Origin of the sequence: Streptomyces sp. NPDC127114, assembly GCF_042677525.1 — a bacterium.
In the GTDB taxonomy this organism is placed as follows: Bacteria; Actinomycetota; Actinomycetes; order Streptomycetales; family Streptomycetaceae; genus Streptomyces.
In genome coordinates this window covers 245,055-269,017 of the sequence record NZ_JBHXTJ010000008.1, presented here as the reverse complement: position 1 = coordinate 269,017, position 23,963 = coordinate 245,055, and the positions used below count along the sequence as shown (strand labels likewise).

General features: G+C 73.3%; 19 protein-coding genes. 12 read left to right on the top strand and 7 right to left on the bottom strand.

The features are described from left to right. The first annotated feature begins 523 nt into the window (after window positions 1-523). From ACFVGS_RS11885 to ACFVGS_RS11865, 5 genes are all read left to right on the top strand, one after another. Window positions 524-1,936, top strand: a complete 1,413-nt coding sequence (locus ACFVGS_RS11885; RefSeq protein WP_385692403.1) for a hypothetical protein — start codon at window positions 524-526, stop codon at window positions 1,934-1,936. Beyond that, complete coding sequence (locus ACFVGS_RS11880) at window positions 1,933-3,072, top strand: hypothetical protein (protein ID WP_384413639.1); 1,140 nt, start codon at window positions 1,933-1,935, stop codon at window positions 3,070-3,072. The genes ACFVGS_RS11885 and ACFVGS_RS11880 overlap by 4 nt, the downstream gene beginning before the upstream one ends. 144 nt (window positions 3,073-3,216) lie before the next feature. Further along, a complete protein-coding gene (glnII, locus tag ACFVGS_RS11875) occupies window positions 3,217-4,248 on the top strand; it encodes a glutamine synthetase (RefSeq protein ID WP_384413641.1) in 1,032 nt (343 codons plus the stop codon). Between the two features lie 88 nt (window positions 4,249-4,336). Next, the gene (locus ACFVGS_RS11870; protein WP_385692402.1) at window positions 4,337-5,251 is read left to right on the top strand and encodes a DUF6891 domain-containing protein; all 915 of its coding nucleotides are present in this window, start codon (window positions 4,337-4,339) and stop codon (window positions 5,249-5,251) included. 294 nt (window positions 5,252-5,545) lie between these two features. Beyond that, the gene (locus ACFVGS_RS11865) at window positions 5,546-6,064 is read left to right on the top strand and encodes a winged helix-turn-helix domain-containing protein (RefSeq protein WP_384413647.1); all 519 of its coding nucleotides are present in this window, start codon (window positions 5,546-5,548) and stop codon (window positions 6,062-6,064) included. Here the strand turns inward: ACFVGS_RS11865 and ACFVGS_RS11860 are convergent, their stop codons facing one another. Together ACFVGS_RS11860 and ACFVGS_RS11855 are read right to left on the bottom strand one after the other, a co-directional pair. Continuing rightward, window positions 6,065-7,558, bottom strand: a complete 1,494-nt coding sequence (locus tag ACFVGS_RS11860; RefSeq protein WP_385692401.1) for a PepSY-associated TM helix domain-containing protein — start codon at window positions 7,556-7,558, stop codon at window positions 6,065-6,067. It abuts the gene before it with no gap. A 131-nt stretch (window positions 7,559-7,689) separates the two neighbouring features. After that, a complete protein-coding gene (locus tag ACFVGS_RS11855; RefSeq protein WP_385692400.1) occupies window positions 7,690-8,316 on the bottom strand; it encodes a hypothetical protein in 627 nt (208 codons plus the stop codon). Window positions 8,317-8,400: 84 nt separating this feature from the next. Between ACFVGS_RS11855 and ACFVGS_RS11850 the strand changes: the two genes are divergently transcribed. From ACFVGS_RS11850 to ACFVGS_RS11830, 5 genes are all read left to right on the top strand, one after another. Further along, on the top strand, window positions 8,401-8,523 hold the full coding sequence (locus ACFVGS_RS11850; RefSeq protein WP_385692399.1) for a hypothetical protein: 123 nt from the start codon (window positions 8,401-8,403) through the stop codon (window positions 8,521-8,523). Window positions 8,524-8,590: 67 nt separating this feature from the next. Next, window positions 8,591-9,391, top strand: a complete 801-nt coding sequence (locus ACFVGS_RS11845; RefSeq protein WP_385692398.1) for a tyrosine-protein phosphatase — start codon at window positions 8,591-8,593, stop codon at window positions 9,389-9,391. A gap of 58 nt (window positions 9,392-9,449) precedes the next feature. Further along, on the top strand, window positions 9,450-11,453 hold the full coding sequence (locus ACFVGS_RS11840) for a hypothetical protein (RefSeq protein WP_385692397.1): 2,004 nt from the start codon (window positions 9,450-9,452) through the stop codon (window positions 11,451-11,453). A gap of 205 nt (window positions 11,454-11,658) precedes the next feature. Then, on the top strand, window positions 11,659-12,546 hold the full coding sequence (locus ACFVGS_RS11835) for a metal-dependent hydrolase (protein ID WP_385692396.1): 888 nt from the start codon (window positions 11,659-11,661) through the stop codon (window positions 12,544-12,546). After that, complete coding sequence (locus ACFVGS_RS11830; RefSeq protein WP_385692395.1) at window positions 12,546-13,613, top strand: PDR/VanB family oxidoreductase; 1,068 nt, start codon at window positions 12,546-12,548, stop codon at window positions 13,611-13,613. Before ACFVGS_RS11835 ends, ACFVGS_RS11830 begins: the two co-directional genes overlap by 1 nt. A 24-nt stretch (window positions 13,614-13,637) precedes the next feature. Here ACFVGS_RS11830 and ACFVGS_RS11825 read toward each other — a convergent pair whose 3' ends face one another. Then, window positions 13,638-13,940 carry a hypothetical protein gene (locus ACFVGS_RS11825; RefSeq protein ID WP_384413667.1) on the bottom strand — a complete coding sequence of 101 codons (303 nt, stop codon included), beginning with the start codon at window positions 13,938-13,940 and terminating at the stop codon, window positions 13,638-13,640. Between the two features lie 38 nt (window positions 13,941-13,978). Between ACFVGS_RS11825 and ACFVGS_RS11820 the strand changes: the two genes are divergently transcribed. Further along, on the top strand, window positions 13,979-14,692 hold the full coding sequence (locus ACFVGS_RS11820; RefSeq protein ID WP_384413670.1) for a TetR/AcrR family transcriptional regulator: 714 nt from the start codon (window positions 13,979-13,981) through the stop codon (window positions 14,690-14,692). On the opposite strand, the gene ACFVGS_RS11815 is transcribed toward ACFVGS_RS11820, so the two are convergent. Beyond that, a complete protein-coding gene (locus ACFVGS_RS11815; protein ID WP_384413672.1) occupies window positions 14,677-15,009 on the bottom strand; it encodes a 5-carboxymethyl-2-hydroxymuconate Delta-isomerase in 333 nt (110 codons plus the stop codon). The genes ACFVGS_RS11820 and ACFVGS_RS11815 overlap by 16 nt on opposite strands. A 53-nt stretch (window positions 15,010-15,062) precedes the next feature. On the opposite strand from ACFVGS_RS11815, the gene ACFVGS_RS11810 reads away from it, so the two are divergent. Continuing rightward, the gene (locus tag ACFVGS_RS11810) at window positions 15,063-15,575 is read left to right on the top strand and encodes a GNAT family N-acetyltransferase (protein WP_385692394.1); all 513 of its coding nucleotides are present in this window, start codon (window positions 15,063-15,065) and stop codon (window positions 15,573-15,575) included. A gap of 64 nt (window positions 15,576-15,639) precedes the next feature. On the opposite strand, the gene pulA is transcribed toward ACFVGS_RS11810, so the two are convergent. From pulA to ACFVGS_RS11795, 3 genes are all read right to left on the bottom strand, one after another. Next, entirely contained in the window at window positions 15,640-20,949 is a 5,310-nt protein-coding gene (gene pulA, locus ACFVGS_RS11805) for a pullulanase-type alpha-1,6-glucosidase (protein ID WP_385692393.1), read from the bottom strand. Window positions 20,950-21,020: 71 nt separating this feature from the next. Further along, window positions 21,021-22,724, bottom strand: a complete 1,704-nt coding sequence (locus ACFVGS_RS11800) for a carbohydrate-binding module family 20 domain-containing protein (RefSeq protein WP_385692392.1) — start codon at window positions 22,722-22,724, stop codon at window positions 21,021-21,023. A gap of 171 nt (window positions 22,725-22,895) precedes the next feature. After that, the gene (locus tag ACFVGS_RS11795) at window positions 22,896-23,900 is read right to left on the bottom strand and encodes a LacI family DNA-binding transcriptional regulator (RefSeq protein WP_385435740.1); all 1,005 of its coding nucleotides are present in this window, start codon (window positions 23,898-23,900) and stop codon (window positions 22,896-22,898) included. Window positions 23,901-23,963: the final 63 nt, after the last annotated feature.

Sequence of the window (23,963 nt, the reverse complement as noted above, 5' to 3'; positions counted from 1 at the left end):
GGTTCGTTGATTTGTAGAAGAGACGGGCCTAACCGTCCGGACACCCCTGCCCCCGCTCCGGCCCCGGACCCCTCCCCGCCGTCGTCGGCTGCGGGTCCGCTACCGTTCCCGACCCCTCCCGCCGTCCTCGGCACCGGCGCCGATTCGGTTCCGGGCCCCTCCCGCCCCCGTCGGCCTCCGCCCCACTCCAGTCCAGACCCCTCCCGCCATCCTCGGCCCCGGCGCCGATTCGGTTCCGGGCCCCTCCCGCCCTCGTCGGCATCCGCCCCGCTCCGGTTCCGGGCCCTCTCGCCGTCGTCTGCTGCCGGGTCCGCTACGGTTCCCGGCCGCTTTCGCCCCGGGCCCCGCCCGTCGTCGGCCCCTTCAGCCGTAAATCCGGTGGAATTCCGCCCCTCCCCGGGTGTTAGCGTTCCCTCGCCGGCCGCGGGACTCCGGTGCGACTTCCGGGACCTGCCTCTGAAGCAACGTATTCGCTGTTCGCGCCCCCATTCCCCGGCCGGCACCCACGTGCAAGGAGCCCACGATGTCCGACCTCCTCGCCGCCGAGGACGTCCTGCTCTTCGTCAACGCGGCCGTCACCGCCACCGGGCAGCGCGAGTTCCGGGGCGGCGCCGAGGAGCAGCGGCTGTCGCTCGCCTTTCTGCACGAGTACGTGCGGGTCAACTACCGTCCGCTGTACGCCGCCGCGCTCGCGCTCGACATCAACGACCACAACGCGGCCCTGATCGTCGAGCAGCTGCTGCGCAGTTCGCGCGACGCCGGGCCCGCCGAGGTCCGGCGGGAGGGCCGGCTGATCGCCGCGCGGCTGGCGAAGCTGCCGCCGCAGCGCGTCTACCGGCTGTTCCGCGCCCTGCGCGCGGCCGGCGTGAACAACCGGCGGACCCGGGCGATCATGCGCGACTGGCTGGCGGACCGTCCCGACCTCGCGCACGACGCCGTGAAGTACCGGTCGGGGGTCAGGTCGGCGGCCCGTCACGCCCATCTGCCGCTCCGGGTGGCCGGGGGCGAGGTCGGTGACTTCCTCTTCGCGCCGCGCCGCCGCACCCGCTACGCGCATCCCGTCCTGGAGGCGTTCCGCCGGGCGCGCCACGAGCAGGGGGCGCTGTACGAGCTGCCGTTCACCGTCGCCGAGGGCTTCGCCGCCCGGCACGGGATCGCCCGTGAGGTGTTCCTGGAGCGGATGGCGCCCCGCATGACGCGCCTGGAGCGGCTGCGCGCGCGTCCGGCGGCGAGCGACCTGTCCGCGATGCCGCTGACCCGGCTCGCGCTGTACGTGCTGTCTCTCCCCTTCGGGGAGAGAAGGGAGCGTCGTACCGAGCTGACCGGCGCCCTGCGGGCCGCCGCGCGGCGGGTGGCCGGGCCGCACGTCGGCTCCTGGGGACGGGTGGCGGCGGTGCTCGACGACAGCTGGTCCTCGTCCGGTTCGGCGGTGAAGCGGCGCCGTCCGCTGGCCGTCGCCCTCGGCTGCCACTTCCTCCTGGAGGCGCTGGCCGCGCCCGGCGCGTACGCGGCGCACTGGACCTCGGGAGCGCGCGATCCGCTGCTCGTGCGGCCGTGGGGAGCGACGCCGCTCGGCGCGCGGATCCTGGACGCCCTGGAGCACGCCCCCGAGCGGCTGGTGCTCGTCTCCGACGGCTGGGACAACGCGCCGCCCGGGCTGGCCGGTGAGGTGCTGCGGGTGTGGCGGTCGCGGCTCGATCCGGAGCAGCGGACGCATGTGGTCCATGTGAACCCCGTATACGACGCCGATGTCTTCGACGTGCGCAGGCTCGCGCCCGCCGTCCCCACGGCGGGCATCCGGGACGCGGAGGACCTCCCGGCCCTCGTCGAGATCGCCCGCTTCGCGGAGGGCCGCGAGGGCCTGTCCGCACTGCGGGCGTACCTGGACCGCCGGGTGGAGCTGTTCCTGGGGGACGAGGAGGTGCGGCCGGCGTGACGCGGATCGATCTGAGCGGGCTCGTGGTGCGGCCCTCGCAGGTGTGGGGCGGGGTGCGGCTGGTGCCGCTCGTGCGGGAGGAGCCGGTGGAGGGGCTTCGGCTGCGGCGTGAGGTGTACGCGCGCTCGTGGGGGCCCGACACGGTCGACGTCGGTGACGGCACCACGTACACGTCGTACGTCCCGCACGGCTTCGTCGCCGACTGGAGCGGGGGCGGGGCGCAGGGCGCCGCCTACGGGACGCGGCTCGGGGACGAGCCGCCCGTCGCCGTGCCCGTGCGCCGCCTCGCCCGGCGGCGGCAGGGCGAGCCGCGGCTGCGGTTCCTGCCGCTCCACCTCGCGATCGAGGGGTATCTCGCGCTGCACTTCGGCGGTCCTTCCATAGTGTGGGACGAGTGGTCCAGGGAGGCGGTGCGCCGCGGTCTCTCGCCGCGCGCGGAGGCGGCGTACGCGGGGTGGCAGGTGCCCGGGCTCGCGGAGGCGCTGCGGGTCTTCGAGATCCACCCGGGGCAGTGCGGGGTGATGCTGTACGTCGCCGACGCGCTGGCCGCGGCGTTCGTCGTGCCGCACCCGGACGACTACCGGCTGCTGCACGCCACGCTGGTGGAGGACCTGTTCGGGGAGCTGGTCCACCAGTACGCGCACTACGGCGCGCCGGTCGGCGACTTCACCGCGTCCCTCGGCGACGGCGGTTCCGTCCGCTCGCTCGCCGATCTGCGCCGTGCCGCCGTGCGGGAGGAGCGGGCGTGGGCCGAGGCGCACGACGGGCTGATGGCGCGGGACCTGCTGGAGACCCCGTACGCCTTCGAGCGCGTGCACACGATGGGCGGCTTCCGGCTGTACCGCTTCCTGCCGCCGTTCCTGCGGTCCGGGCAGGAGCAGCACATCGGGGAGCTGATCAGCGACCACCGGGGCCGGACGGCCTATCTGAAGACGTTCCGGCTGTCGGAGAAGCAGATCCGGCGGGGGCACCTGCTGCGCCGGCTCGCCGACTGCGACTGGCACCTGGGGCGTACGGCGGAGGCTCTCGGCACCTCGTACGCCGAGGTGGTGGCGCGGATCGAGCGGGCCGGGTTCGGGGCGCTCCTCGACGCGCACGCCGTCGCACGGCGGCGGCGCGATTCGGAGGAAGGCTGAGTAACACGGGGTTCACAATCGGGCAACCGACGGGAAATCCCGTGTTGCGAAGCTGCGCTCAGACGCAGACACACCGCCACCGCAGCTCTCGCAATGTCGCGAGCGGCCGCCGAGGACCCGCAGCACGCCAAAGGATGAGGCCCCGTGACCTTCAAGGCTGAGTACATCTGGATCGACGGCACCGAGCCGACCGCCAAGCTCCGCTCCAAGACGAAGATCATCCCCGGTGACGGTCTTCCGCTGGAGGAGCTGCCGATCTGGGGCTTCGACGGTTCCAGCACGAACCAGGCCAAGGGTCACGCCTCGGACCGCGTCCTCAAGCCGGTCTTCTCCTGCCCGGACCCGATCCGCGGCGGCAACGACGTCCTGGTGATGTGCGAGGTCCTCAACACGGACATGACGCCGCACGAGACCAACACGCGTGCCGCGCTGGCCGAGGTGTACGCGAAGTACGCCGCCCAGGAGCCGATCTTCGGCATCGAGCAGGAGTACACCTTCTTCGACGGCGAGCGTCCGCTCGGCTTCCCGGTGGGCGGCTTCCCGGCCCCGCAGGGCGGCTACTACTGCGGCGTCGGCGCCGACGAGATCTTCGGCCGTCCGATCGTCGAGGCGCACCTGGAGAACTGCCTCAAGGCGGGTCTGGGCATCTCCGGCATCAACGCCGAGGTCATGCCGGGCCAGTGGGAGTTCCAGGTCGGCCCGCTCGCGCCGCTGGACGTCGCCGACCAGCTGTGGGTGGCCCGCTGGCTGCTCTACCGCACCGCCGAGGACTTCGACGTCTCCGCGACCCTGGACCCGAAGCCGGTGAAGGGCGACTGGAACGGCGCGGGCGCGCACACCAACTTCTCCACGAAGGCGATGCGCGAGGGCTACGACGCGATCATCACCGCGTGCGAGGCGCTGGGCGAGGGCTCGAAGCCGCTCGACCACGTCAAGAACTACGGCGCCGGCATCGACGACCGTCTGACCGGTCTGCACGAGACCGCCCCGTGGGACCAGTACTCCTACGGCGTCTCCGACCGCGGTGCCTCGGTCCGCATCCCGTGGCAGGTCGAGCAGGACCGGAAGGGCTACATCGAGGACCGCCGCCCGAACGCGAACGTCGACCCGTACACGGTGACCCGCCTCCTGGTCGACACCTGCTGCGAGGCCCTGGAGAAGGCCGGCCAGGTCTGATCCGCGCACGTCGTACGAGGGGTGCCCGCCGTGTTCCGGGGCGGCCACCCCTCGTCGCGTTGTCAGAGGGTCCTGGCACTGTGGACTCATGCTCGACATCGCGGTGCAGACCGAGAACAGGGAGAAGCACGTCCGGCCGTCCGAGGAGGATCTGGCGGGCCTCGTGCGGCGCATCGGCGCCGACGGCGACCGTTTCCTGATCCTCCAGCGGATACCGGACCTGCCGGACGTCTTCGCGCAGGTGTGGCACGCCGAGGGCGGCCGGTACCAGGTGGAGCACCGCGCCGGAGCACCCGAGCTGCACGTCGGGACGGAGCTCGACGACCCGGGCCGGGTCGCGGCGGTCCTGGCCGCGTGGGCGCGCGGGGAGGACGACTGGGACGCGGGACTCGCGTGGGAGAACCTGGGCTTCGCGCCCGCGCCCGAGGCGCCCGAACTCCCGGCGGAGATACGGGCGGACCTGGAGGAGCGGGTGCGCGAGCAGCTCCGCTGCGGCTATGCCGACCGGGAGCGGCTGACCCGGATCGCCCAGGAGGAGGTGTTCTCCCCGGAGGAGTATCCGGTGTCCCGGGAGCAGGCGTCGGCGCTCGTGGACCGGCTGTGGCTGGAGCGCGTCGAGGAGATGGCCGGCTGGGAGGGGACCACCGATCCGGAGCGGATCACGGCCGCCTTCGCCGCGCTCGGCTCCGCCGGGATCGTCGCCCGGGAGCACTTCACCTGCTGCCGCACCTGCGGCACGTCGGAGATCGGCGCCGAGGAGGGCGCCGACCACGCGCGCGGGTTCGTCTTCTTCCACTACCAGTGCACGGAGGGCGCGGCGAGCGGTGGTCCGCTGTATCTCCTGTACGGCGGGTTCGACCGCTCCCCGGACACGACCGCGGCCGTCGGCGGCGAGGTGGCCGAGGCGCTGCGCGGGCAGGGCCTGACGGTCGACTGGGACGGCGATCCCGGGCAGGCGATACGGGTCACGGGCCTCGACTGGCGCAAGCGGCTGACCGGTTGAGCGGCGGTGTGACGCACGATGTGGGACCGGGGGGTGCTCAGGAGCATTCCCTGCTGGTTTAATAGGGATATGGCCAACTACCAGAACGACAGCGCGACAGGTCGCCGTGACCTCGAGCCGTTCTGGCCTTCCCGTCAGCACCATGACTTCGACCGGTGCTGTCGGCGCGTGAGGAACGCGTCGGCCCTCTAAAGCCCGACCGGAACCGATTCCGGTCCCCGGCCTTCGGCCGACGCGCAAGACGTACGACGTGCACCGTCCGTTCGCAACTCGCGCGAAAGAGCTGAGACTTCCATGGCCCACACCCAGGCTGCCGCCGCCCCCCTGTCCGCCGTCCGTCCCCGTCTGCGGGCCGTCGCGCCCGACGAGGTCGCCACGCTCGCGCAGGTCGCCGACTTCCTGCCGCCCGGCGCCACGCTCCTTCCCGCGCCGCAGCACGCCGTGCCGGCGCTGCCGGGCCGGCCGCCGATGGTCGGGTACCTCGTCCTGCTGCCGGCCGATCAGCAGCCGCCGGCCCCGCCTCTCGTCGAGGAGGGGCCGGTGGTCATCGACAGCGTGCAGCGGATCGCCCGGGTCGACGGGCGGGCGCTCGACCTGACGTATCTGGAGTTCGAGCTGCTCGCCCATCTCGTCAACCGGCCGCACCGGGTGCACACCCGGGACCAGCTGGTCACGACGGTGTGGGGGTACGGGCACGTGGGCGACGGCCGGACCGTCGACGTCCATGTGGCCCGGCTGCGCCGCAAGCTGGGCGCCGAGCACCGCCACACGATCCAGACCGTGCGGCGGGTCGGCTACAAGTACACGCCCTGATCAGGCCTTCGCCTTCGACCTCGCCCGCGCCTTCGCGGCGATTCCCAGGGCGAGGTCGACGGCCAGGAAGGCCACCAGGCTGAGGCCGAGGAGCGGGACGAACCAGCCCGTCAGTGCCGTGACCGCGAGCAGCGGCAACAGCATCGTCGGCGGTACGCGCCGCCAGGCCCCGCGGGCGACCGGCCGGCGGGCCGGGCGGCGCAGCCACCACATGCGGTAGCCCCAGACGACCAGCAGGATCAGGGCGAGCGCCAGGGCGGCGAGGGCCAGCTGGTTGAACAGGCCGAGGAACAGGCCCATGTGGGCGTCGATGCCGACGCGGGTGAGCTGCGCGAGCAGCGGGTAGTCCGCGAAGCGGAGCTCGTCCAGGACCGCGCCGTCGGCCGGGTTCACGGCGACCGAGTCCAGCTGGACCGGGAACTGCTTGTCGGTCTCCTTGACCACGTATCCGCTGCCCTCGGCGGGCAGCACCACGGAGATCGACGGGCTGTCGATGCCGGCCGCGCGGGCCGCCGCGACGGCCTTGTCGATGCCGATGTCCGCGCTTCCGCCCGCGTCGCCGCCCGAGGGGGCCGGGTGGTGGCCGGCGCCGTGGCCCGCGTGTTCGCCGCCGCTCGCGTCGCCGCCGCCCGGGGTGACGGCCGCCGAGAGCTTCGGGGTCGCGCCGCCCAGCCGGTCCTGGACGCCGCCGATGTTCTCGCCCGCGTACCGCGACCAGGTCAGACCGGTGGCGGACAGGGCCACGAGCCCGGCCACCGCCCACAGGCCGACGGTGCCGTGCCAGGAGAGCGTGCGGCGCCGGGACCTGGGGCCGCGCTCCGGCAGGAACAGGGCGCGGCGGTTCTTCCGGCGGCGGCCGAGCCACAGGGCGAGGCCGCCGAGCGCGACCACCCACAGCCAGCTGGCGGCCAGTTCGCTGTAGTTGCGGCCGAGCTCGCCCAGGTGCAGGTCGACGTGGAGCCCGGATATCCAGGTGCGCAGCGGGAGCGCGCCCGAGCTGCCGTAGCTGGGCAGCTGTCCGCGTACGTCGGCGGTGTACGGGTCGACGAAGACGGCCAGGGAGGTGCCCTCGGGGGCCTCCGGGTCGTCCATGAGCACCCGGGTGGTGGCGCCGGGCTCGGCGCCGGGCCACACGGCGGTGACGGTGCCGTCCGGGTTGGCCGCGCGGGCCGCCTCGACCTGGCGCGCGAGCGGCAGGGCGGTGGCGTCGCCGTCCGGGACCGGGACTTCCAGCTCGTGGGCGTAGATCACCTTCTCGGCCGGGACGGCGAGGGCGTAGAGCAGTCCGCTGACGGCGGCGACGAGGAGGAACGGGGCGACGAGGACGCCCGCGTAGAAGTGCATGCGGAGCACGAGCGGGCGCAGGGCGGCCCAGCCGCGCGGCGCTCTGCCGGAGGTGGCGGTTGCGGTGTCCGGGTCGGCGGTCGGCTCGGCGGTCGTGTCCGTGGTGGGCGCCCCGGAGGTGTCCGGGCGCGCGAGATCGTCGATGGTCATGACGGTCCTCGGAAGTGGTTGATCCGGCGTCGCGCCGCGTCGGACGACGCGCGACGGCGTCGAGCGGCGCCGGACGGCTTCGGCGGCCGGATCGTGTGTCGACAGGGGAAAGCGGCCCCCGGTCGATCACGTCAGAGAGGTGCTCCGAGGGCCGTGGTGCGGAAGGCGAGCGGCGGGTGGGGCGGGCCGCGCCGGGGGACCGAGCGCGCGAGGACCGCCCCGTGGAGCGGGCGGGTGTGGCGGCGCGGCCGTACGGGACGGCGGGCCGGGAGCGCCGGCACGAGGATCCGGGCGGCGGCGAGCAGCAGCCGCAGCGGTGCCCACGCGCGGGCGCCGACGGTACGGGCCAGGGCGAACAGCGCGGCCTCGCCGCGCGCCAGCCAGAGCCCGCAGGCCAGGGCGGCGAGCAGGTGCGCGACGAGCATCCCGGTGCCGGATCCGGCACCGGCGCCCGCGGCGCCGTCCATGGCGTGCGCCATGTGACCGCCCTGGGCGGCCGCGTGCGCCGCGTGCGCCGCGTGGGTCAGGTAGGGGTCGGCCAGGACCTCCGCCGGCAGCTCCGGTGCCGGCGGAGCGCCGGGCTCTCCCGCGCCGAAGAGCAGGTGCAGCGCCCCCTGGACGGCCGTCAGTCCGGACGCCACGGCGACGGGACCGCGCCGCCGCCCGGCGACGGCCCAGGCGAGGGCGGCCGTCGCGGCGAAGGCGGTGAGGAGGGAGGCCGGAGGAATGACGTGGGCGGACAGGGACGAATGCCCCACTGCCGCCAAAGTGACGCACACCGCCGCGAAGAGTGCGGCCCGGAGAGCGCGCAGGGGCGACCGGGTGTGGGTCATGGTGCACCCATGCTGTCACCCCGCTCCCCGGCGCCGGACACCGCCTCCCGCGGGAGCGGGCGGGCCGGGAAGCCCGTCCGGCCGCCCGCCGCACGCGAGGACGCCTTCCGCCCCATCGGTTACGGTTCGTAGGAAAAGTACGAATGATCCGCTGTACGTGGATGTGCTCAGCTTCGTACCGCTTCGGAGGAGTCGACGCATGCCTGCCATTCCCGCCGCCACCGTCGCCAACCTCCGCGATCTCGGCACGCTGCCGCTCGGCGCGGGGCGCAGTGTCCGTGAGGGGCTGGTGTTCCGGGCCGGGCAGCTGGACCGGCTGGATCCGGCGGACTCCGTGGTGAGCGGGCTCGGGATCCGGACGGTCGTCGACTTCCGGACCGACGCCGAGCGTGCCGAGCGGCCCGACCGGATGCCGGCGGGCGGGCGACTGGTGGTCGCGGACGTGCTCGCCGACTTCCTGGCGACCAGCGGACTGCCGCCGGCCGCCCGCCTCAAGACGCTCCTGTCCGACCCGGCGCTGGCCGAGGAGCACCTGGGCGGCGGGCGGGCGCAGGCGGCGTTCGCCCGGACGTACCGGGCCTTCGTGAACACCGAGTCCGCCCGCGCCTCCTACCGCGCCTTCCTCACCGAGCTGGGCGATCCGTACGCCGGGCCGCTGCTCTTCCACTGCACCGCGGGCAAGGACCGCACCGGCTGGGCCGCGACCGTCGTGCTCTCGCTGCTCGGCGCGGACGAGAAGACGGTGATGACGGAGTACCTGGCGGTCAACCCGGGCGTACGGCAGGCCTTCGCCCCGCTCATCGAGGGGTTCACGGCCCAGGGCGGCGACCCCGAGCTGGCGCTCGCGCTCATCGGGGTCGTGCCGGACTACCTGGAGGCGGCCCTGGACGAGGTCGCGGTGCGGCACGGGTCGATGGAGAAGTACGTACGGGAGGGGCTAGGCGTCCCGGACGAGGTCACCGAGATCATCCGCGAACGGCTCACGGTCCACGCGGCCTGACCCGTTCGGGGGACGGCTCGCGGGGTGACCATCGCAAGAATCGCTCGTTCTGCTGAACGTGAGCACCCAGGAACTCGCCTCCTCCGCCTCCTCTCCCTCCCCCGGTCCGGTCGACGTCGAGCAGGCCGAGGCCGCGCTCGTCGAGCACTATCCGCGGCTGGTCCGGATCGCCTATCTGGTGCTTCCGCCCTCGCTCGGGCGCAACCGCCGGGTGCTGACCGCGCACGCGCTGGTGCAGCGTTCGCTGCCGCGCCGCCGTACGTCCGGCGCCGCCGCGGCGGTGCCAGGGGCGCGCCGCGCGGACGAGGACGCGGTCGACCCGGGCTACGCCTACGTGCGGGGCGAGGTGCTGCGGCAGGCGCTGGTCGCCGGTCTTCCGCTGCGCCGCCGCGCGCTGCCCCGCCGGGCGCAGTTCCCGCCGCTGCTGCCGCAGGTGTGGGGGCTCCGGCTGTTCCCGCGGGCGGGCGGCGCCGACGAACTCGCCCTGGACCAGCGGCTCTCCGCGCTGTCCGGGCCGGCCCGCGCGGCCTACGTGCTGCGCGGACTGGAGCGGCAGGGCGATCCGGAGGTGCTGCGGGTGCTCGCGGCGGCCGGGGTCGAGGACCCGGAGGCGGCGCTCGCGGAGGCGGACGGCGTCGAGGGGCCGGGCGGGTCGAGCGGGGCGGCGCTCCTGGAGTCGGCGGAGTTCGACCCGTGCTCGCTGCAGGCCCGGCCGACGGACCTGATGCGGCGGCGCCAGCACGGCAAGGCGGCGCTGGCGGCGGCCACGGCGGTCGTGGTGTGCGGGGCGCTGCTCGGGCTCCCGGGCGACGGATGGGGCAGAAACGGTGCTGCGGCACCGTCGTACGCCCGTAACCCGGCGGCGGAGGCGGCGCTCGACCCGGCGGGCCTGAAGCGGGTCGGCGCGGCCGACTGGCGGGCCTCGGCGCGGACGGACTTCTCGGTGTGGCCGGCCAGGGGCGGGCTCACCGGCGACTCGGCGCTGCTGCGCCGGGCGCTCGCGGTGTGGGCCAGGCCCGGCCCCGCCGTGCAGACGTCCGCGACGCCGGGGACGCCGCCGGGACCGCCGATGGGTTCGCCGCAGCTGCTGTTCGCGAGTGAGGTCGACGCGGCGCGTGTGGTGCTGTTCTTCGACGGGCTGCGGGTGGTGCGGTACGCCGAGCCGGCCGGTGGCACGGGTGGCGCGGTGCTCGACTTCGCCCGTACGGACGGGGCGGACGCGGTGGGCTCGGCGGCGCTCGTGGTGTCGCGGGCCGGGGGCAACGTCCGCTATCTGACGGCGCCCTGGGTGCGGGAGGCCGCCGTACGGGACCTGCTGCTGCCGGAGAAGGCGGCGCGGGTCCTGACGCGGGACGGGTACGGGGTGACGGAGCCGATCCCGAGTCCCGCGACGGCGCGGGGCTGTACGCGCTGGAGCGCGCTTCAGGTGCGCGACGAGACGGGGCCGCGGGTTCTCACCGACCTCGGCGAACTGGCCCCGGCCCGGCTGACCTCGGGCCCGCCGGGTCGGCCGGCGGACGTGACGGGCGCGGCGGCGCGGGCGGAGTGGGCGCGCGTGGCGTGCGGGCTGTCGGCGGTGCGCTCGCACGGGGTCCGGTCGGTGAACTCCTGGGCGTACGCGACGCAGCCGCTGCCGGAGGGTGCGGGGCGCGCGGAGTGGTCGTGCGCGCGGGCGGAGACGTGGCGGGGCACGGGCAGCCGGGCGCTGGCGCTGTTCCGCGTGACGGGTGCGGCCGGGGCGACGGGTGGGGCCGGCCGGCCGGACCCGGCGGGCGCGGCGGCCCCGGCCGGCGGCCCGGCGGCGCTCGCCGCACGCTCGGAGGGCTCCCCGGCCTGCGGGCCGCGCGAGCCGCGGGTCCTCGCGGGCGTGGTGTGGCAGGCGAAGAGCGGGCAGTGGTACGTGCTGGCCGCCGGGTCGCCGGACGTCGCGTCGGTGGCGCTGTCGGGCGGGGTGAAGGGCAAGGCCGAGGGGCACCTGCTCGCGGTGAAGGCCGCGGCGGGGAGCCGGGCGGATCTCACGGGGACGCTCGCTGACGGGAGGCTGATGGGCGCGTTGCGCTGAGCCTCGGCCGACGGCGCCGCCCGTAGGGGTGGCGGCCAGGTGCGAGTGCGGAACGCGCCCGCAAGGGCGCCGTCCCGTGTGCCCACCCGTCCCGCCCCAGCGGGACGCATGCCCACACGGAGGTGCGACGGCGGCGCCGCCCGGGACCGGAAAAGTCCCTGCACGGAGTCTGGTCGTGGGGCTTACCGCTCAGTACATTGACGGCATGTCTAATACGCAGCCCGTACCGGTGGCGTCGGAGCACATCGAACTCAAGGCCCGCAAGGTCTCCTTCGACTGGGAGCGGACCCCGCTCCACTGGGTGCCCGGCGACCCGTTCACCACCCACACCATCAATGTGCTGCACCTGCTGCTCCCGGCCGGCGAACGCTGGTTCGTGCACGTCTACAAGCAGGTCCTGCCGTACATCACGGACGAGCGGCTGCGTGCGGACGTCATCGGGTTCATCGGGCAGGAGGCCGTGCACTCGCAGGCGCACGACGACGTGCTGCCGCACCTCAGGAAGCTGGGGCTCGATCCCACGCCGTACACCGCGCAGGTCGACTGGTTCTTCGAGAAGCTGCTCGGCGACCGGACCCTGCCGCCCGGGCGGCCGCGGCGCTGGTGGCTGATGGAGCGGGTCGCGCTGATCGCCGCCATCGAGCACTACACCGCCTTCCTCGGCAACTGGGTGCTCAACGCCGAGGAGCTGGACCGGGTCGGCGCCGACCCGGTGATGCTGGACCTGCTGCGCTGGCACGGCGCCGAGGAGGTCGAGCACCGCTCCGTCGCCTTCGAGCTGTTCCTGCACCTGGACGGCGGCTACCGGCGGCGCGCCCGCACCTGGGCGGCGGCGTTCTCGGCGCTCGTGTTCCTCTGGCAGCGCGGGGTCCGCTTCTTCATGGAGAACGATCCGACCGTTCTCGACGCCAAGCCGTCGATCGGCCAGTTCGTCCGCAAGGGCCGCGAGGGCGTGCTGCCGTGCACGCCCGACATGCTGCGCTCCATCCCCCGCTACCTGAGCCGGAGTTACCACCCGAGCCAGGAGGGCTGCACCGCCCAGGCCGCCGCCTACCTGGCGAGCTCCCCCGGTGCCAACGGGGGGCGGGTCTGATGCCCCGTCTGCGTACGGTCGTGCTCCTCGCCGGAGGCGCCCTCCTCGCCAAGAGGGCGATGCGGCGCCGGATCGACGCCTCGCCGCTCTGGCCCATGCCCGCCCTCGACGAGCCCGTGTCGGGTCGCGGGCGGCACTCCACCGTCACCCGCCGCGTGCTCGTCGCCGCGCGCACCGAGCCCGCCGAGGGCGTGGTCCAGCTGCGTCTGGAGGGCACCGGGCTGCCCGAGTGGCGGCCGGGCGCCCACATCGACCTCGTCCTGCCCTCCGGCACCGTCCGGCAGTACTCGCTGTGCGGCGACCCGGCCGAATCCGACGCGTACACCATCGCCACCCGCCTCATCGCGGACGGGCGCGGCGGGTCCCGCGAAGTGCACGAACAGCTCCACGTGGGCACGGAGATCGAGATCCGCGGGCCCCGCAACCGCTTCCCGCTCGCCCCCGCCGCCGGCTCCTACCTCTTCGTCGCCGGCGGCATCGGGATCACCCCGATCCTGCCCATGGTCCGCGCCGCCGAGGCCGCCGGGGCCGACTGGCGGCTGCTCTACTGCGGGCGCAGCCGCGCCACCATGCCGTACGTCGACGAGGTGCTCTCCCTCGGTGGCGGCCGGGACCGCAACAGGACCACCGTCGTCGCCGAGGACGAGGACGGCCGGCCCGACCTGTCCTTCCTGGCCGGGCTCCCGGAGTCGACGGAGGTGCACTGCTGCGGGCCCGAGGGTCTGATGGACGCGGTGGGCGCCGCGATGCCGGAGGGCCGGGTCCCGCGGTTCGAGCGCTTCTCCGCGGCGCGGACCGAGGGCGGCACGGCCTTCGAGGTCGAACTGCGGCGCACCGGGCGTACGTTGACGGTGCCGGCCGACCGGTCGGTGCTCTCGGCGGTGCGCGAGGCGGTGCCGGGTGTCCTCTACTCCTGTCAGCAGGGTTTCTGCGGGACCTGCCGGCAGCGGGTCCTGGAGGGTGAGGTCGACCACCGGGACGAGCTGCTCACGGACGCCGAGCGGACCGACTCCCTGCTGATCTGCGTCTCGCGCTGCGCCGGCGAACGGCTCGTCCTCGACCTGTGACGAGCCCCGCGGCCCCCGCGAGCCCTACGGCAGGACCAGCCAGTCCAGGGCGAAGGCGGTGAGCAGACCGCCCGCCAGGAGCCAGGTGGCCAGGCGGGTACGGCCGTTGCGGGAGAGTTCGATCACGACGCCGCAGAGGATCATGGCGAGTCCGTACACGCCGACGACGAGCACGGACGTATGGCTCGCCAGCCGGACCACGAGCACCGCGGCCGTCACGACGAGCAGCACCGATCCGGCGACGATCCGCAGCAGCCGCGCCTGCCTGGGCGTGAGGCCGGCCGGCTCCGCCTCGGTCTCCGGGATGTCCTGCTCAGAAGCACTCATGTGCCGGGAGCGTAACGGACTCCCGTTAGGCTGTTCGCATGACGACCGGGGTACGCCGAAGGATGGGCGTCGAGGAGCGCAAGCAGCAACTGATCGGGGTGGCCCTCGAGCTGTTCAGCAACCGCTCTCCCGACGAGGTCTCCATCGACGAGATCGCCGCGGCCGCGGGCATCTCGCGGCCGCTGGTCTACCACTACTTCCCCGGCAAGCAGTCCCTCTACGAGGCGGCGCTGCGCCGCGCGGCCGACGAGCTGGCGGCGCGCTTCGTGGAGCCGCCGCACGGACCGCTCGGTGCGCGGCTGCTGCGGGTGATGGGCCGGTTCTTCGACTTCGTGGAGGGACACGGCCCGGGTTTCGCGGCGCTGATGCGCGGCGGCCCGGCCGTCGGTTCGTCGACGACGAACGCGATGATCGACGAGGTGCGGCAGGCCGCGTACGAGCAGATCCTGGCCCATCTGGAGGTCGAGCGGCCCTCGGCACGGCTCGAACTGGTCGTCCGTTCCTGGGTGTCGCTCGCCGAGTCGACGGCGCTGCTGTGGCTGGACGGGCGCCGGGTGCCGCGCGCGGAGCTGGAGCTCCAGCTCGTGCACGACTTCTCGGCACTGATGGCGGTGAGCGCGGCGTACGACGAGGACATGGCGGAGATCGTGGTCCGCGTGCTGGCGGGCGAGCCGGCCGACGGGCCCTTCGGCGACCTGGTGGGCCGGCTCGCCGCCCTCGTCCCGCAGGTGCCGGGTCAGCGCTTGGCGTAGGACGGGTCGAGGTCCCGTACCTCCGCGGAGATCCGTACGCCCTCCGTCTCCTTGAGGTGGTCGGGCACCAGGGCGAGCACGGCCCGGCTGAGGCGGGCCTTGGCCTCCTCGGTACGGCCGGCGAGCAGCGAGATCTCCACGTGGACGACGGCGTCGTCGGTGGCGCCGTCGCCGACGACGAGCTCCTCGACCTCACGGAAGCGGGTCTTGCAGGCTTCGAGCCGTGCGTCGACCGTCTCCACGACGAGCCCGTGCAGCGCGAGGGCGAAGCCGCGCCGGTCGAGGGGCGCGGAGTAGTCGACGGTGATCTGGGGCATGGGGGTCGCTCCTGGTGGTCCGGATGTCTGGCCACACCTTTACGGTGATCACCATGACGGCACAAGTGACCTTCCGGCAGGCGGACGCCCGCGATCTCGACGTTCTGGTGGAGCTGTACGACGGCGTGGCGCACTGGATGGTGCGCGGCGGGATCGACCAGTGGCGGCCCGGGACGCGCGGCCCCGAGCACTTCCGGGCGCGGATCGAGGCGGGCGAGGTGTGGCTCGCGCTGCACGGCGGGCGGGCGGTCGGGGCGTACGAGCTGTGGTGGGAGGACGACGCGGTCTGGGGGCCGCAGCCGCCGGTGGCGGGCTATGTGCACCGTCTGATGACCGACCGGGAGGCGGCGCCCGCCGGCACGGGCCGGGTGCTGCTCGCGCACGCGGAGGAGCGGATCGCGGCCTGCGGCCGCGGGGCGGCCCGGCTGGACTGCGAGACGCGGAACCCGCGCCTGGGGACGTACTACCGGGCGGCGGGTTACGCGGCCGTCGGCGCGCCCCTGGAGAAGGTCGCCGCCGACGGCCGGCGGTACGCGGTGACCCTCATGGAGAAGGCCCTGGTGTGAGGGGAACGCCGGAGGCCGTGCCCCGGTGCTGCCGGGGCACGGCCTCCTTTCTCCGTGCGGAGGGTCAGCGCGCCGTGAAGACGGCGACCGTGCGGGCCGGGACCGTGAAGGTGCCGGTGGCGGTCTCGTAGGCGGCGGACTTCACCGTCGCGTCGGAGCCGTTCGCCTGCACCGGGTGGAGGCGGTGGCCCTTCCCGGCCAGGGTGCCGACGGTCTGCTTCTGCTGCTGCGGGGTCGCGTTGAAGACGACGACCAGGTCGCCGAGGCGCATGGTGATCACGCCCGGGGTCTCGTCACGGCCCGACAGCGGGAAGGACAGGGCGTCCTGGACCCGGGCGGCCGTGCCGAGGGAGAAGACCGGCTCGGTGGTGCGGATCTTCTGGAGGTCCCGGTAGGCGGCCGAGGCGCCGTCGATCTCGGCGCAGCCGGGCGTCACGGCCGGGTTCACCAGGAGCGGCCTGCCGTAGCCCCACTTGGCCTTGTTGTCGGGGGCCGGCGGGAGGCCGCGCCCGAAGCCGTTGCCGTCGCGGCAGTCCCAGTGGATCGCGTTGAACCAGTCGCCGCTGTCGTACGAGTTGCGGTCGAGCGACTTGGAGCGGAGCAGGTCGCTGCCGGCCTGGGAGAGCGCCGGGCCCTGGGAGAGGGTCGCCGTCGCCATGGCGAGAACCTGCATGCGCGCCCGGTCGGCCGCCGGCGTGCCGGCCGGCAGCTTGAAGGCGAGGGCGTCGTAGAGGGTCTCGTTGTCGTGGGCGTCGGCGTAGGCGAGGGCGTCGCCGGGTGCGGCGGCGTAGCCGGCCGGGGCGCCGTTGTAGTCGACCTCGGAGCCCTTGACCGTGCGCCCGGAGGTGTCGGTGAAGGTGTACCCGGCGAGGTTGCCGGTGAGGCCTACCTTGATCAGGTCCTGGTAGTGGAGGAGCCGGGCCTTCTGCTGCTCGGGGGTGCCGTTGGACGAGGAGGCGTTCGGGTCGGTGTAGAGGCCCGACGCGAAGCCCTGGATGCCGGGGTCCCCGTCGAAGGGGCCGCCGCCGCGGACGGCGTCGCGGGCCCGGTCGGAGAAGGTCGCGACGCCGGTGCCGGCCATGTTCTTCTGGGTGGCCTGGACGAAGCGGGCGTCGTCGGCGATCTCGCCGAAGTTCCAGCCCTCTCCGTAGAGGATGATCGCCTTGCCGTCGACGCCGTCCTTCTCGACGGTCAGGGCGTCGAGCGCCTTGCGGACGGCGAGGATGTTCTCCTTGGGGTGGTGGCCCATGAGGTCGAAGCGGAAGCCGTCGACCTTGTACTGCTTCGCCCAGGTGACGACCGAGTCGACGACGAGCTTGCCCATCATGGCGTTCTCGGGCGCGGTGTTGGCGCAGCAGGTGGAGGTGGCGACGGAGCCGTCGGCCTGGAGGCGCTGGTAGTAGCCGGGCACGATCCTGTCGAGGACGGACTTGTCGGACTGTCCGGCGGCGACGGTGTGGTTGTAGACGACGTCCATGACGGTGCGCAGGCCGTCGTCGTTGAGGGCCTGGACCATGCGCCGGAACTCGACGGTGCGGCGGGTGCCTTCGGGGTCGGTGGCGTACGAGCCTTCCGGCACGGTGTAGTGGAGCGGGTCGTAGCCCCAGTTGTAGGCGTCCTTGGCCGCTGCGGCGGCCACGCAGGCCTGCTGCTCCTCGGAGTCGGGCGCGTAGACCTTCAGGTCGCAGGCGGGTGCGGTCTGCTCGGACTTCTTCTCGGGGATGGTGCCGATGTCGAAGGCCGGGAGGAGGTGGACGTAGCTGGTGCCGGAGTCGGCGAGTGCCTTCAGGTGGCGCGCGCCCTTGCTCTCCTCGTCGGTGAAGGCGAGGTAGGTGCCGCGGTGTTCCGCCTTCGCCGTCGGGTCCGCGACGGAGAAGTCGCGGACGTGCAGCTCCTGGATCTGCGCGTCGCGCAGCGGGACGGCGGCCGGCTTCTTCAGGGTCTTCCAGCCGGCGGGCGCCAGCGCCGGGTCGGCGAGGTCGACGACGAGGCTGCGGGCGGAGTCGGTGGTGAGGGCGGTGGAGTAGGGGTCGGTGACCCGGTTCTCGACGAGCTTCTGGACGCTGGGCGCCCAGACCTTGACGACGTAGCGGTACGGCTTGCCGTTCCAGCTCCTCGGTCCGGTGACGGACCAGACGCCACTGGCCGCGTCGCGGCGCATGGGCACGGTCCTGCCGTCGAGTTCGAGCGCGACGGACTGGGCGGTCGGGGCCCACACCGAGAGGGTCGGGCGGCCGCCGCGGAAGACGGGTCCGAGGCCGGCGCCGGTGGCCTTGCCCGCGTACAGGTCGTCGAGGACGCCGGCGGTCTGGACGCCGGTGGCGGCGAGCAGGGCGCCGTTGGCGGCCCGCTGGGTGGCGATGAGCTGGCCGCGCAGGGCGCCGCGGACGCGGTCGGCGTCGCGCGGGTCGACGGTGAAGGCCGGGTAGTCGCGCAGGTGCGGGAACCGCGCCTTCTGGGCGTCGGTCAGCGCGGCCGGCGTGAGCCGCAGCCAGCGGCCCTCGGCGCTCAGCGCGCCGTCGGTGACGGTGATGCCGCCGTTCTCCGCGTAGACCAGCTGCTGGCTGGTGGAGTCGGTGCTCTTCACCTTCCAGACGACGGTGTTCCGGTCGATCCACTGGGCCTCGGCCCTGCCGAGGTCGAGGTTCGGGGCGCCGCCGGTCGTCGGGAGCAGGTACTTCTGCTGTCCGGCGAGCAGCCACACCTCGTTGCCGTAGGTGCCGAGGTCGAGGGACTGGTCGGTGGGCAGGTCCTTCTGGTCGCCCTTGTGGACGATGTACGACAGGGAGGTCGCGCCGGCGGCGAGCGGCACCTCGTACACGGCGCCGTACGCGTCGATGCGGGCCGGCATCAGCGGCTTCGACCAGTCGGTGGGCTGTGCGGCGCCGGTCCACAGGTGGAGGCCCCAGCCGTCGTAGTTCCCGTTCTCGCGCTGGTAGTGGAGGACGACCTTCGACTTGTCCTGCGGCGCGGGGGCCGGGTTCGTGTCGGACTGGGCGTCCTGGCCCTGCGTGATCCAGACCTCGCCGGTGCGGCCGAGGCTGATGCTTCGCTGCGGGCCGTCGGCGGTGCCGTCCTTCTCGACGGTGTACGCGACGGTGGAGGCGCCCTCGGGGACCTTCACCCAGGCGAACGCGCCGAACGCGTCACGGCCGCTGAAGACGGTCTCCTGGCCCGCGGCCCTGAGCTTCCAGCCGGCGTAGTCGCCGTCCTGGCGCTTGTAGTGGACGACGGCGTACGGGCGCTCGACGGCGACGGGCTTCTCGGGCGCCGGGACCTGGCCGGCGGTGCTCGTGGCGAGGGCGCTCGCGGTGCGTCCGGCGGCGTCGACGGCGACGGCCTTGTAGCGCAGGGCGGTGCCGGCGGGCGCGGTGACGTGCTGGGTGACCTTGTAGGGCGCGTGGTCGGCGGTGCCGAGCGTCTTCCAGGGGCCGTTGCCGACCTGGGCTGCGAAGACGACCCGGTTGAGGCCGCCGCCGGTGACGTCGGCGGAGAGCTCGACGGTGCCGGTGGCTCCGGCGGCCGGGGCCCTGAGGCTGACGGCGGGCTTCGCGGCCGGGGCGGGGAGCGGCGCGTCGGCCTTCAGGACCAGCGAGGACAGGGCGGGGACGGTGACGGTGACCGTTCCGTCCTTCGCCGCGACGGCGCCCTGACCCCCGTACAGGGCGTGGAAGGCGGCCGAGTCGACGGGCACGGTGACGGTCCGGTCGGTGGTGGCGCTGTTGGTGGCGACCAGGTATTCGGTGCGCTGCCGGGCGTCCGTACGGGAGAAGGCGTAGACGGAGCCCTCGGCGTACCGTTCCTGCTGGACGCCGTCGCGCAGTGCCGGGTGGTCCTTGGTGAGCTGCGACAGCTGCGCTATCGACCGGTAGACCGGGTGCGTGGTGTCGTACGCGTCGGAGGCGTGGGTGCGGTCGGTGCCGAGCTGGTCGTCGTCGAGGTAGTCGGCGGTCCGCGAGGCGAACAGGGTCTGGCGGGCGTCCTTGTCGCCGCCGGCGCCGGTGTAGCCCTGCTCGTCGCCGTAGTAGACGACCGGGTTGCCGCGCGAGAGGAACATCAGCTCGTTGGCGAGGCGGGCGCGCCGGACGAGTTCGGCGTCGGAGGCGTCCGGGTTGTCCTGCTTCAGGAAGGTCCCGACGCGGCCCATGTCGTGGTTGCCGAGGAAGCTGACCTGCTCGTAGGCGTTGGCCTTGTCGGTGGTGTAGCGGTAGTCCTCGGCGAAGACCCTGGCGAGCCGTTCGGCGCCGGCGCCCTGGGAGGCGAAGGCGCGGGCGGCGTCCTGGAAGGGGAAGTCGAGGGTGGCGTCGAGCCGGCCGCGGGTGACGTAGGGGCTGGTGACGGCGGTGTCGGCGGAGTAGACCTCGCCGAACATGAAGAAGTCGTCCCGGCCCTGCTTCCTGGCGTAGGAGTCGAGCGCGGTGGCCCACTGGGTCCAGAAGCCGAGGTCGACGTGCTTGACGGTGTCGATGCGGAATCCGTCGATGTCGAAGTCGTGGACCCACTTCTCGTAGATCCTCTTCATGCCCTCGACGACCTCGGGCCGCTCGGTCCACAGGTCGTCGAGGCCGACGAAGTCGCCGTACTCGGCGGACTCGCCGGCCCAGGTGGAGTCGCCGCGGTTGTGGTACATCGTCGGGTCGTTGAGCCAGGCGGGGACCTTGACGGCCTTGTCCTCGGGCTTCTGGACGGGCGTGTACGGGAACGAGTCCGCGTCAATCGCCGGGGGCGTCCCGGCGCCGGCCCGGTCGTCGAAGGGGCGGCCGGTGGCGTCGAGGTACGGGTAGGCGCCCTTGGGGCGGTAGCCGTACTTCTTCTCGGCGTAGTCGACGGTGTCGGCGGTGTGGTTGGTGATGACGTCGAAGAAGACCTTCATGCCCTTGGCGTGGGCGGCGGCGATCAGCTTCTTCAGGTCGTCGTTGGTGCCGAAGTGCGGGTCGACCTGGGTGAAGTCGGTGATCCAGTAGCCGTGGTAGCCGGCGCTGGCGTCCTTGCCCTCGCCCTGCACGGGCCGGTTCTTGAAGATCGGCGCCATCCAGATGGCGGTGGTGCCGAGGCCCTTGATGTAGTCGAGCCGCTGGGTGAGGCCCTTGAGGTCGCCGCCCTGGTAGAAGCCCTTGTCGGAGGGGTCGAAGCCGGTGGCCGTGCGGCTGCCGGTGAGGCCGCCGCGGTCGTTGGACGGGTCGCCGTTGGCGAAGCGGTCCGGCAGGACGAAGTAGAACTGCTCACGGGTGAGGTCGTGCCGGGCCGGCTGCGCGGCGAGCGCCCGGTCGGAGGGCGGCGCCGGGGGCCGGGGGGCCGCCGCCGCGGGGACGGCGGGCACGAGTGCGGCGCACAGCGCGGCGGCCAGCGCGGCTGCCGTTCTCTTGCGTGTCACGGGAGTGCTCCCTGGAGGTACGGGAAGAGAGGGCCGCCCCGGCGGGGCGGCCCTTGTACGGGAGGGGAAGGTCAGCTGCGGAAGGTGTCGCTCAGGACGACCTGGCCGGAGGCGGGGACGGTCGCGGTGCGGTTGGCGCCGGACTCCCAGGTCACGTTCCCGGCGGCGTCCTTGCGGAGGTACTTGTACTCGAAGGCGGTGCCGGCGGGGAGGGAGACCGTCAGCTTCCAGACGGGGTACGAGGCCGGGTCGAGCTTGAGGGCGGCGGTCGTGGACCAGTTGCCGAGCTCGGCGCGGTTGCCGGTGACGTAGATGTTCTGGCCGCTGACCGTGGTGGCGTTGACGTTGAAGGAGGCGCCGGTGCCGGCGGGCGCGGTGGTGCCGCAGCTCGTGGCGTTGACGTGGAGGGCGAGGGCGGTGTTGGCGCCGAGGGTCGCGGTGAACTGGCCGGCGGAGTTCACGGTCACCGGGTTGCCGCTCTGCACGTCGCAGTAGGTGCCGGCGGGCAGGGAGGTCTGGAAGGTGCGGCTGAGGGACGAGGTCTCGTGGTTGATGGCCACGTAGGCCTTGCTGCCACGGCCGAACGCGACGGCGTTGTTGCCGTTGTCCCACCAGTTGGTGACGGCCTGGCCGCGGGCGGTGTTGCGGAAGGCCACCATGGAGGAGATCTCGCGCCAGGCGTGCTGGCACTTCCAGCCGTTGCTGTAGCAGGCGTTCACCTGGTGGTTGTTCGGCGCGCCGGCGTCCTTGTCGCTCCACTCGTAGCCGGAGTGGACGTCCGGGGAGCCGTAGGGCCAGGCGAGCATGAAGACGGAGGCGAGGGTGTAGTTCGCGCCGTCCTTGTAGGTGAGGGTGTCGCCGCCGCGCTCGGTGTCGTGGTTGTCGACGAAGACGCCGGACTGGCCGCTCGGCATGTAGCCCCAGGCCTCGCCGAAGTTCTTGAGGTAGGCGAGCTTCTCGTTCTGCAGGACCCGCTTGAGGTCGCGGGCGTAACGGAACTCCTGGACGTCGCCGTTGCCGAGGTACTCGCTCGGGGAGACGGCCTCGCCGGCGCCGTAGATGGCCTCCTGCTTCCAGTAGACGGAAGGATTCGTCAGCCGGGACTTGATGTTGGCGAGGTCGGCGGCCGGCATGTGCTTGGCGGCGTCGACGCGGAAGCCGTCGACGCCGAGCGAGAGCAGGTCGTTCATGTACGCGGCTATCCGGCCGCGGACCCAGTCCTCGCCGGTGTCGAGGTCGGCGAGGCCGACGAGCTCGCAGTTCTGGACGTTCGCCTTGTCCTGGTAGCTGGAGACGTTGGCGCGGCAGTCGTCCATGTCGGCGCCGGAGTAGAGGCCGGGGTAGTGGTACTTGCTGTACGTCGAGCCCCCGGTGCCGGTGAGGGTGGCGTTGGGGTCCGCCGGGCCGGCCATGTGGTTGACGACGCTGTCGGCGACGACCTTCACCCCGGCGGCGTGGCAGGTGTCGACCATGGCCTTGAAGGCGGCGCGGTCGCCCAGCGGGCCCGCGATCTTGTAGCTGACGGGCTGGTAGGCGGTCCACCACTGCGCGCCCTGGACGCGCTCCTGGGGCGGGGAGACCTGCACGTAGCCGTAGCTGGCGGGGCCGAGCTGGTCGGTGCAGGCCTTGGCCACCGAGGCGAAGTTCCACTCGAACATCACCGCGGTGACGTCCTTCTCGCCGGGGGCCGAGGCCTGCGCGGTGGGGGTCCCCGTGACGGCCACAGCGGCTCCCGCCACAAGGGCGAGTGCAGCGGCCACGGTCTTTCTTGCCATGCTTCCTCCTGTACGACGTCCCTGTCGCAAGAGCGGCTCTCGGGCTCGGGAGAGCCGGGTTCGCAAGAAGTTGCCGAAAATGACAGCAACTGTTTTCAGCCGCGACGGTAGGGGCGTACAGGCGTACGGTCAATACTTCGAACAACCGAACGCAAAAGGTTGCGCAAGGAGTTACGAAGCCGCGGGCGGCGGCTGCGCCGTCGAGCCGCGCACCACCAGCTCTGGCTGGAACACGAACTCCGTGCGCTGCACCGGGTTTCCCTCGATCTCCTCGAGGAGCGCGCCGACCGCCGCCGTCGCCATGGCCTGCACCGGCTGGCGCACGGTGGTCAGGGGCGGGTCGGTGAACGCGATCAGCGGGGAGTCGTCGAAGCCGACCACCGACACGTCACGGGGCACGTCGAGGCCGCGGGCCCGGGCGGCCCGGATCACGCCGAGCGCCATCAGGTCGGAGCCGCACACGATCGCGGTGCAGCCCTCGGCGAGCAGCAGGTCGGCGGCGGCGTGCCCGCCCTCCACGCCGAACAGGGTGGGCCGCACGAGACGTTCGGCCTCCTCCCGTTCGACGCCCAGCTGGTCGCGCAGCTCGGCGGCGAAGCCCTCCGCCTTGCGGCGCGAGGGCACGTAACGCGTCGGCCCGATGGCCAGCCCGATCCGCTCGTGACCGAGCTCGACCAGGTGCCGTACGGCCATGCGGGCCGCGGCCCGGTCGTCGGGCGACACGAAGTTGGCGTCGATGTGCTCGTTGAAGCCGTTGATGAGGACGAACGGCACCCCGCGCGCGGCGAGCCGGGTGTAGCGGACCGGGTCGGCGCTGGCGTCGGCGTGCAGCCCGGACAGGAACACGATCCCGGCCACACCGCGCTCCACCAGCTGTTCGACCAGCTCGTCCTCGGTGGCGCCGCCCGGCATCTGGGTGCAGAGCACCGGCGTGTAGCCGTGCCCGGCCAGCACCTGTTCGATGACCTGCGCGAAGGCCGGGAAGATGGGGTTGGTCAGCTCCGGCACGACCAGCCCGATGAGGCCGGCGCTGCGCCGCTTGAGCCGTACGGGACGCTCGTAGCCCAGCACGTCGAGCGCGGCGAGCACCTTGTGACGGGTCGCGCCCGCCACTCCCGCCTTGCCGTTGAGGACCCGGCTGACGGTCGCCTCGCTGACCCCGGACTGGGCCGCGATGTCCGCGAGCCGCGGGGGGGCGGCGGCCGCCGCCCCCGGCGCGGGGCGGCTCGCACCCCCCCC

What these genes read in the sequence shown, in the direction of transcription:
- ACFVGS_RS11820 (WP_384413670.1), top strand. Translation starts at nt 13,979, where the DNA reads ATGACGACCGGGGTACGCCGAAGGATGGGCGTCGAGGAGCGCAAGCAG.
- ACFVGS_RS11810 (WP_385692394.1), top strand. Translation starts at nt 15,063, where the DNA reads ATGACGGCACAAGTGACCTTCCGGCAGGCGGACGCCCGCGATCTCGAC.
- ACFVGS_RS11835 (WP_385692396.1), top strand. Translation starts at nt 11,659, where the DNA reads ATGTCTAATACGCAGCCCGTACCGGTGGCGTCGGAGCACATCGAACTC.
- ACFVGS_RS11885 (WP_385692403.1), top strand. Translation starts at nt 524, where the DNA reads ATGTCCGACCTCCTCGCCGCCGAGGACGTCCTGCTCTTCGTCAACGCG.
- ACFVGS_RS11865 (WP_384413647.1), top strand. Translation starts at nt 5,546, where the DNA reads ATGGCCCACACCCAGGCTGCCGCCGCCCCCCTGTCCGCCGTCCGTCCC.
- ACFVGS_RS11825 (WP_384413667.1), bottom strand. Translation starts at nt 13,940, where the DNA reads ATGAGTGCTTCTGAGCAGGACATCCCGGAGACCGAGGCGGAGCCGGCC.
- ACFVGS_RS11860 (WP_385692401.1), bottom strand. Translation starts at nt 7,558, where the DNA reads ATGACCATCGACGATCTCGCGCGCCCGGACACCTCCGGGGCGCCCACC.
- ACFVGS_RS11845 (WP_385692398.1), top strand. Translation starts at nt 8,591, where the DNA reads ATGCCTGCCATTCCCGCCGCCACCGTCGCCAACCTCCGCGATCTCGGC.
- ACFVGS_RS11870 (WP_385692402.1), top strand. Translation starts at nt 4,337, where the DNA reads ATGCTCGACATCGCGGTGCAGACCGAGAACAGGGAGAAGCACGTCCGG.
- ACFVGS_RS11830 (WP_385692395.1), top strand. Translation starts at nt 12,546, where the DNA reads ATGCCCCGTCTGCGTACGGTCGTGCTCCTCGCCGGAGGCGCCCTCCTC.
- ACFVGS_RS11815 (WP_384413672.1), bottom strand. Translation starts at nt 15,009, where the DNA reads ATGCCCCAGATCACCGTCGACTACTCCGCGCCCCTCGACCGGCGCGGC.
- ACFVGS_RS11800 (WP_385692392.1), bottom strand. Translation starts at nt 22,724, where the DNA reads ATGGCAAGAAAGACCGTGGCCGCTGCACTCGCCCTTGTGGCGGGAGCC.
- ACFVGS_RS11850 (WP_385692399.1), top strand. Translation starts at nt 8,401, where the DNA reads ATGCTGTCACCCCGCTCCCCGGCGCCGGACACCGCCTCCCGCGGGAGC.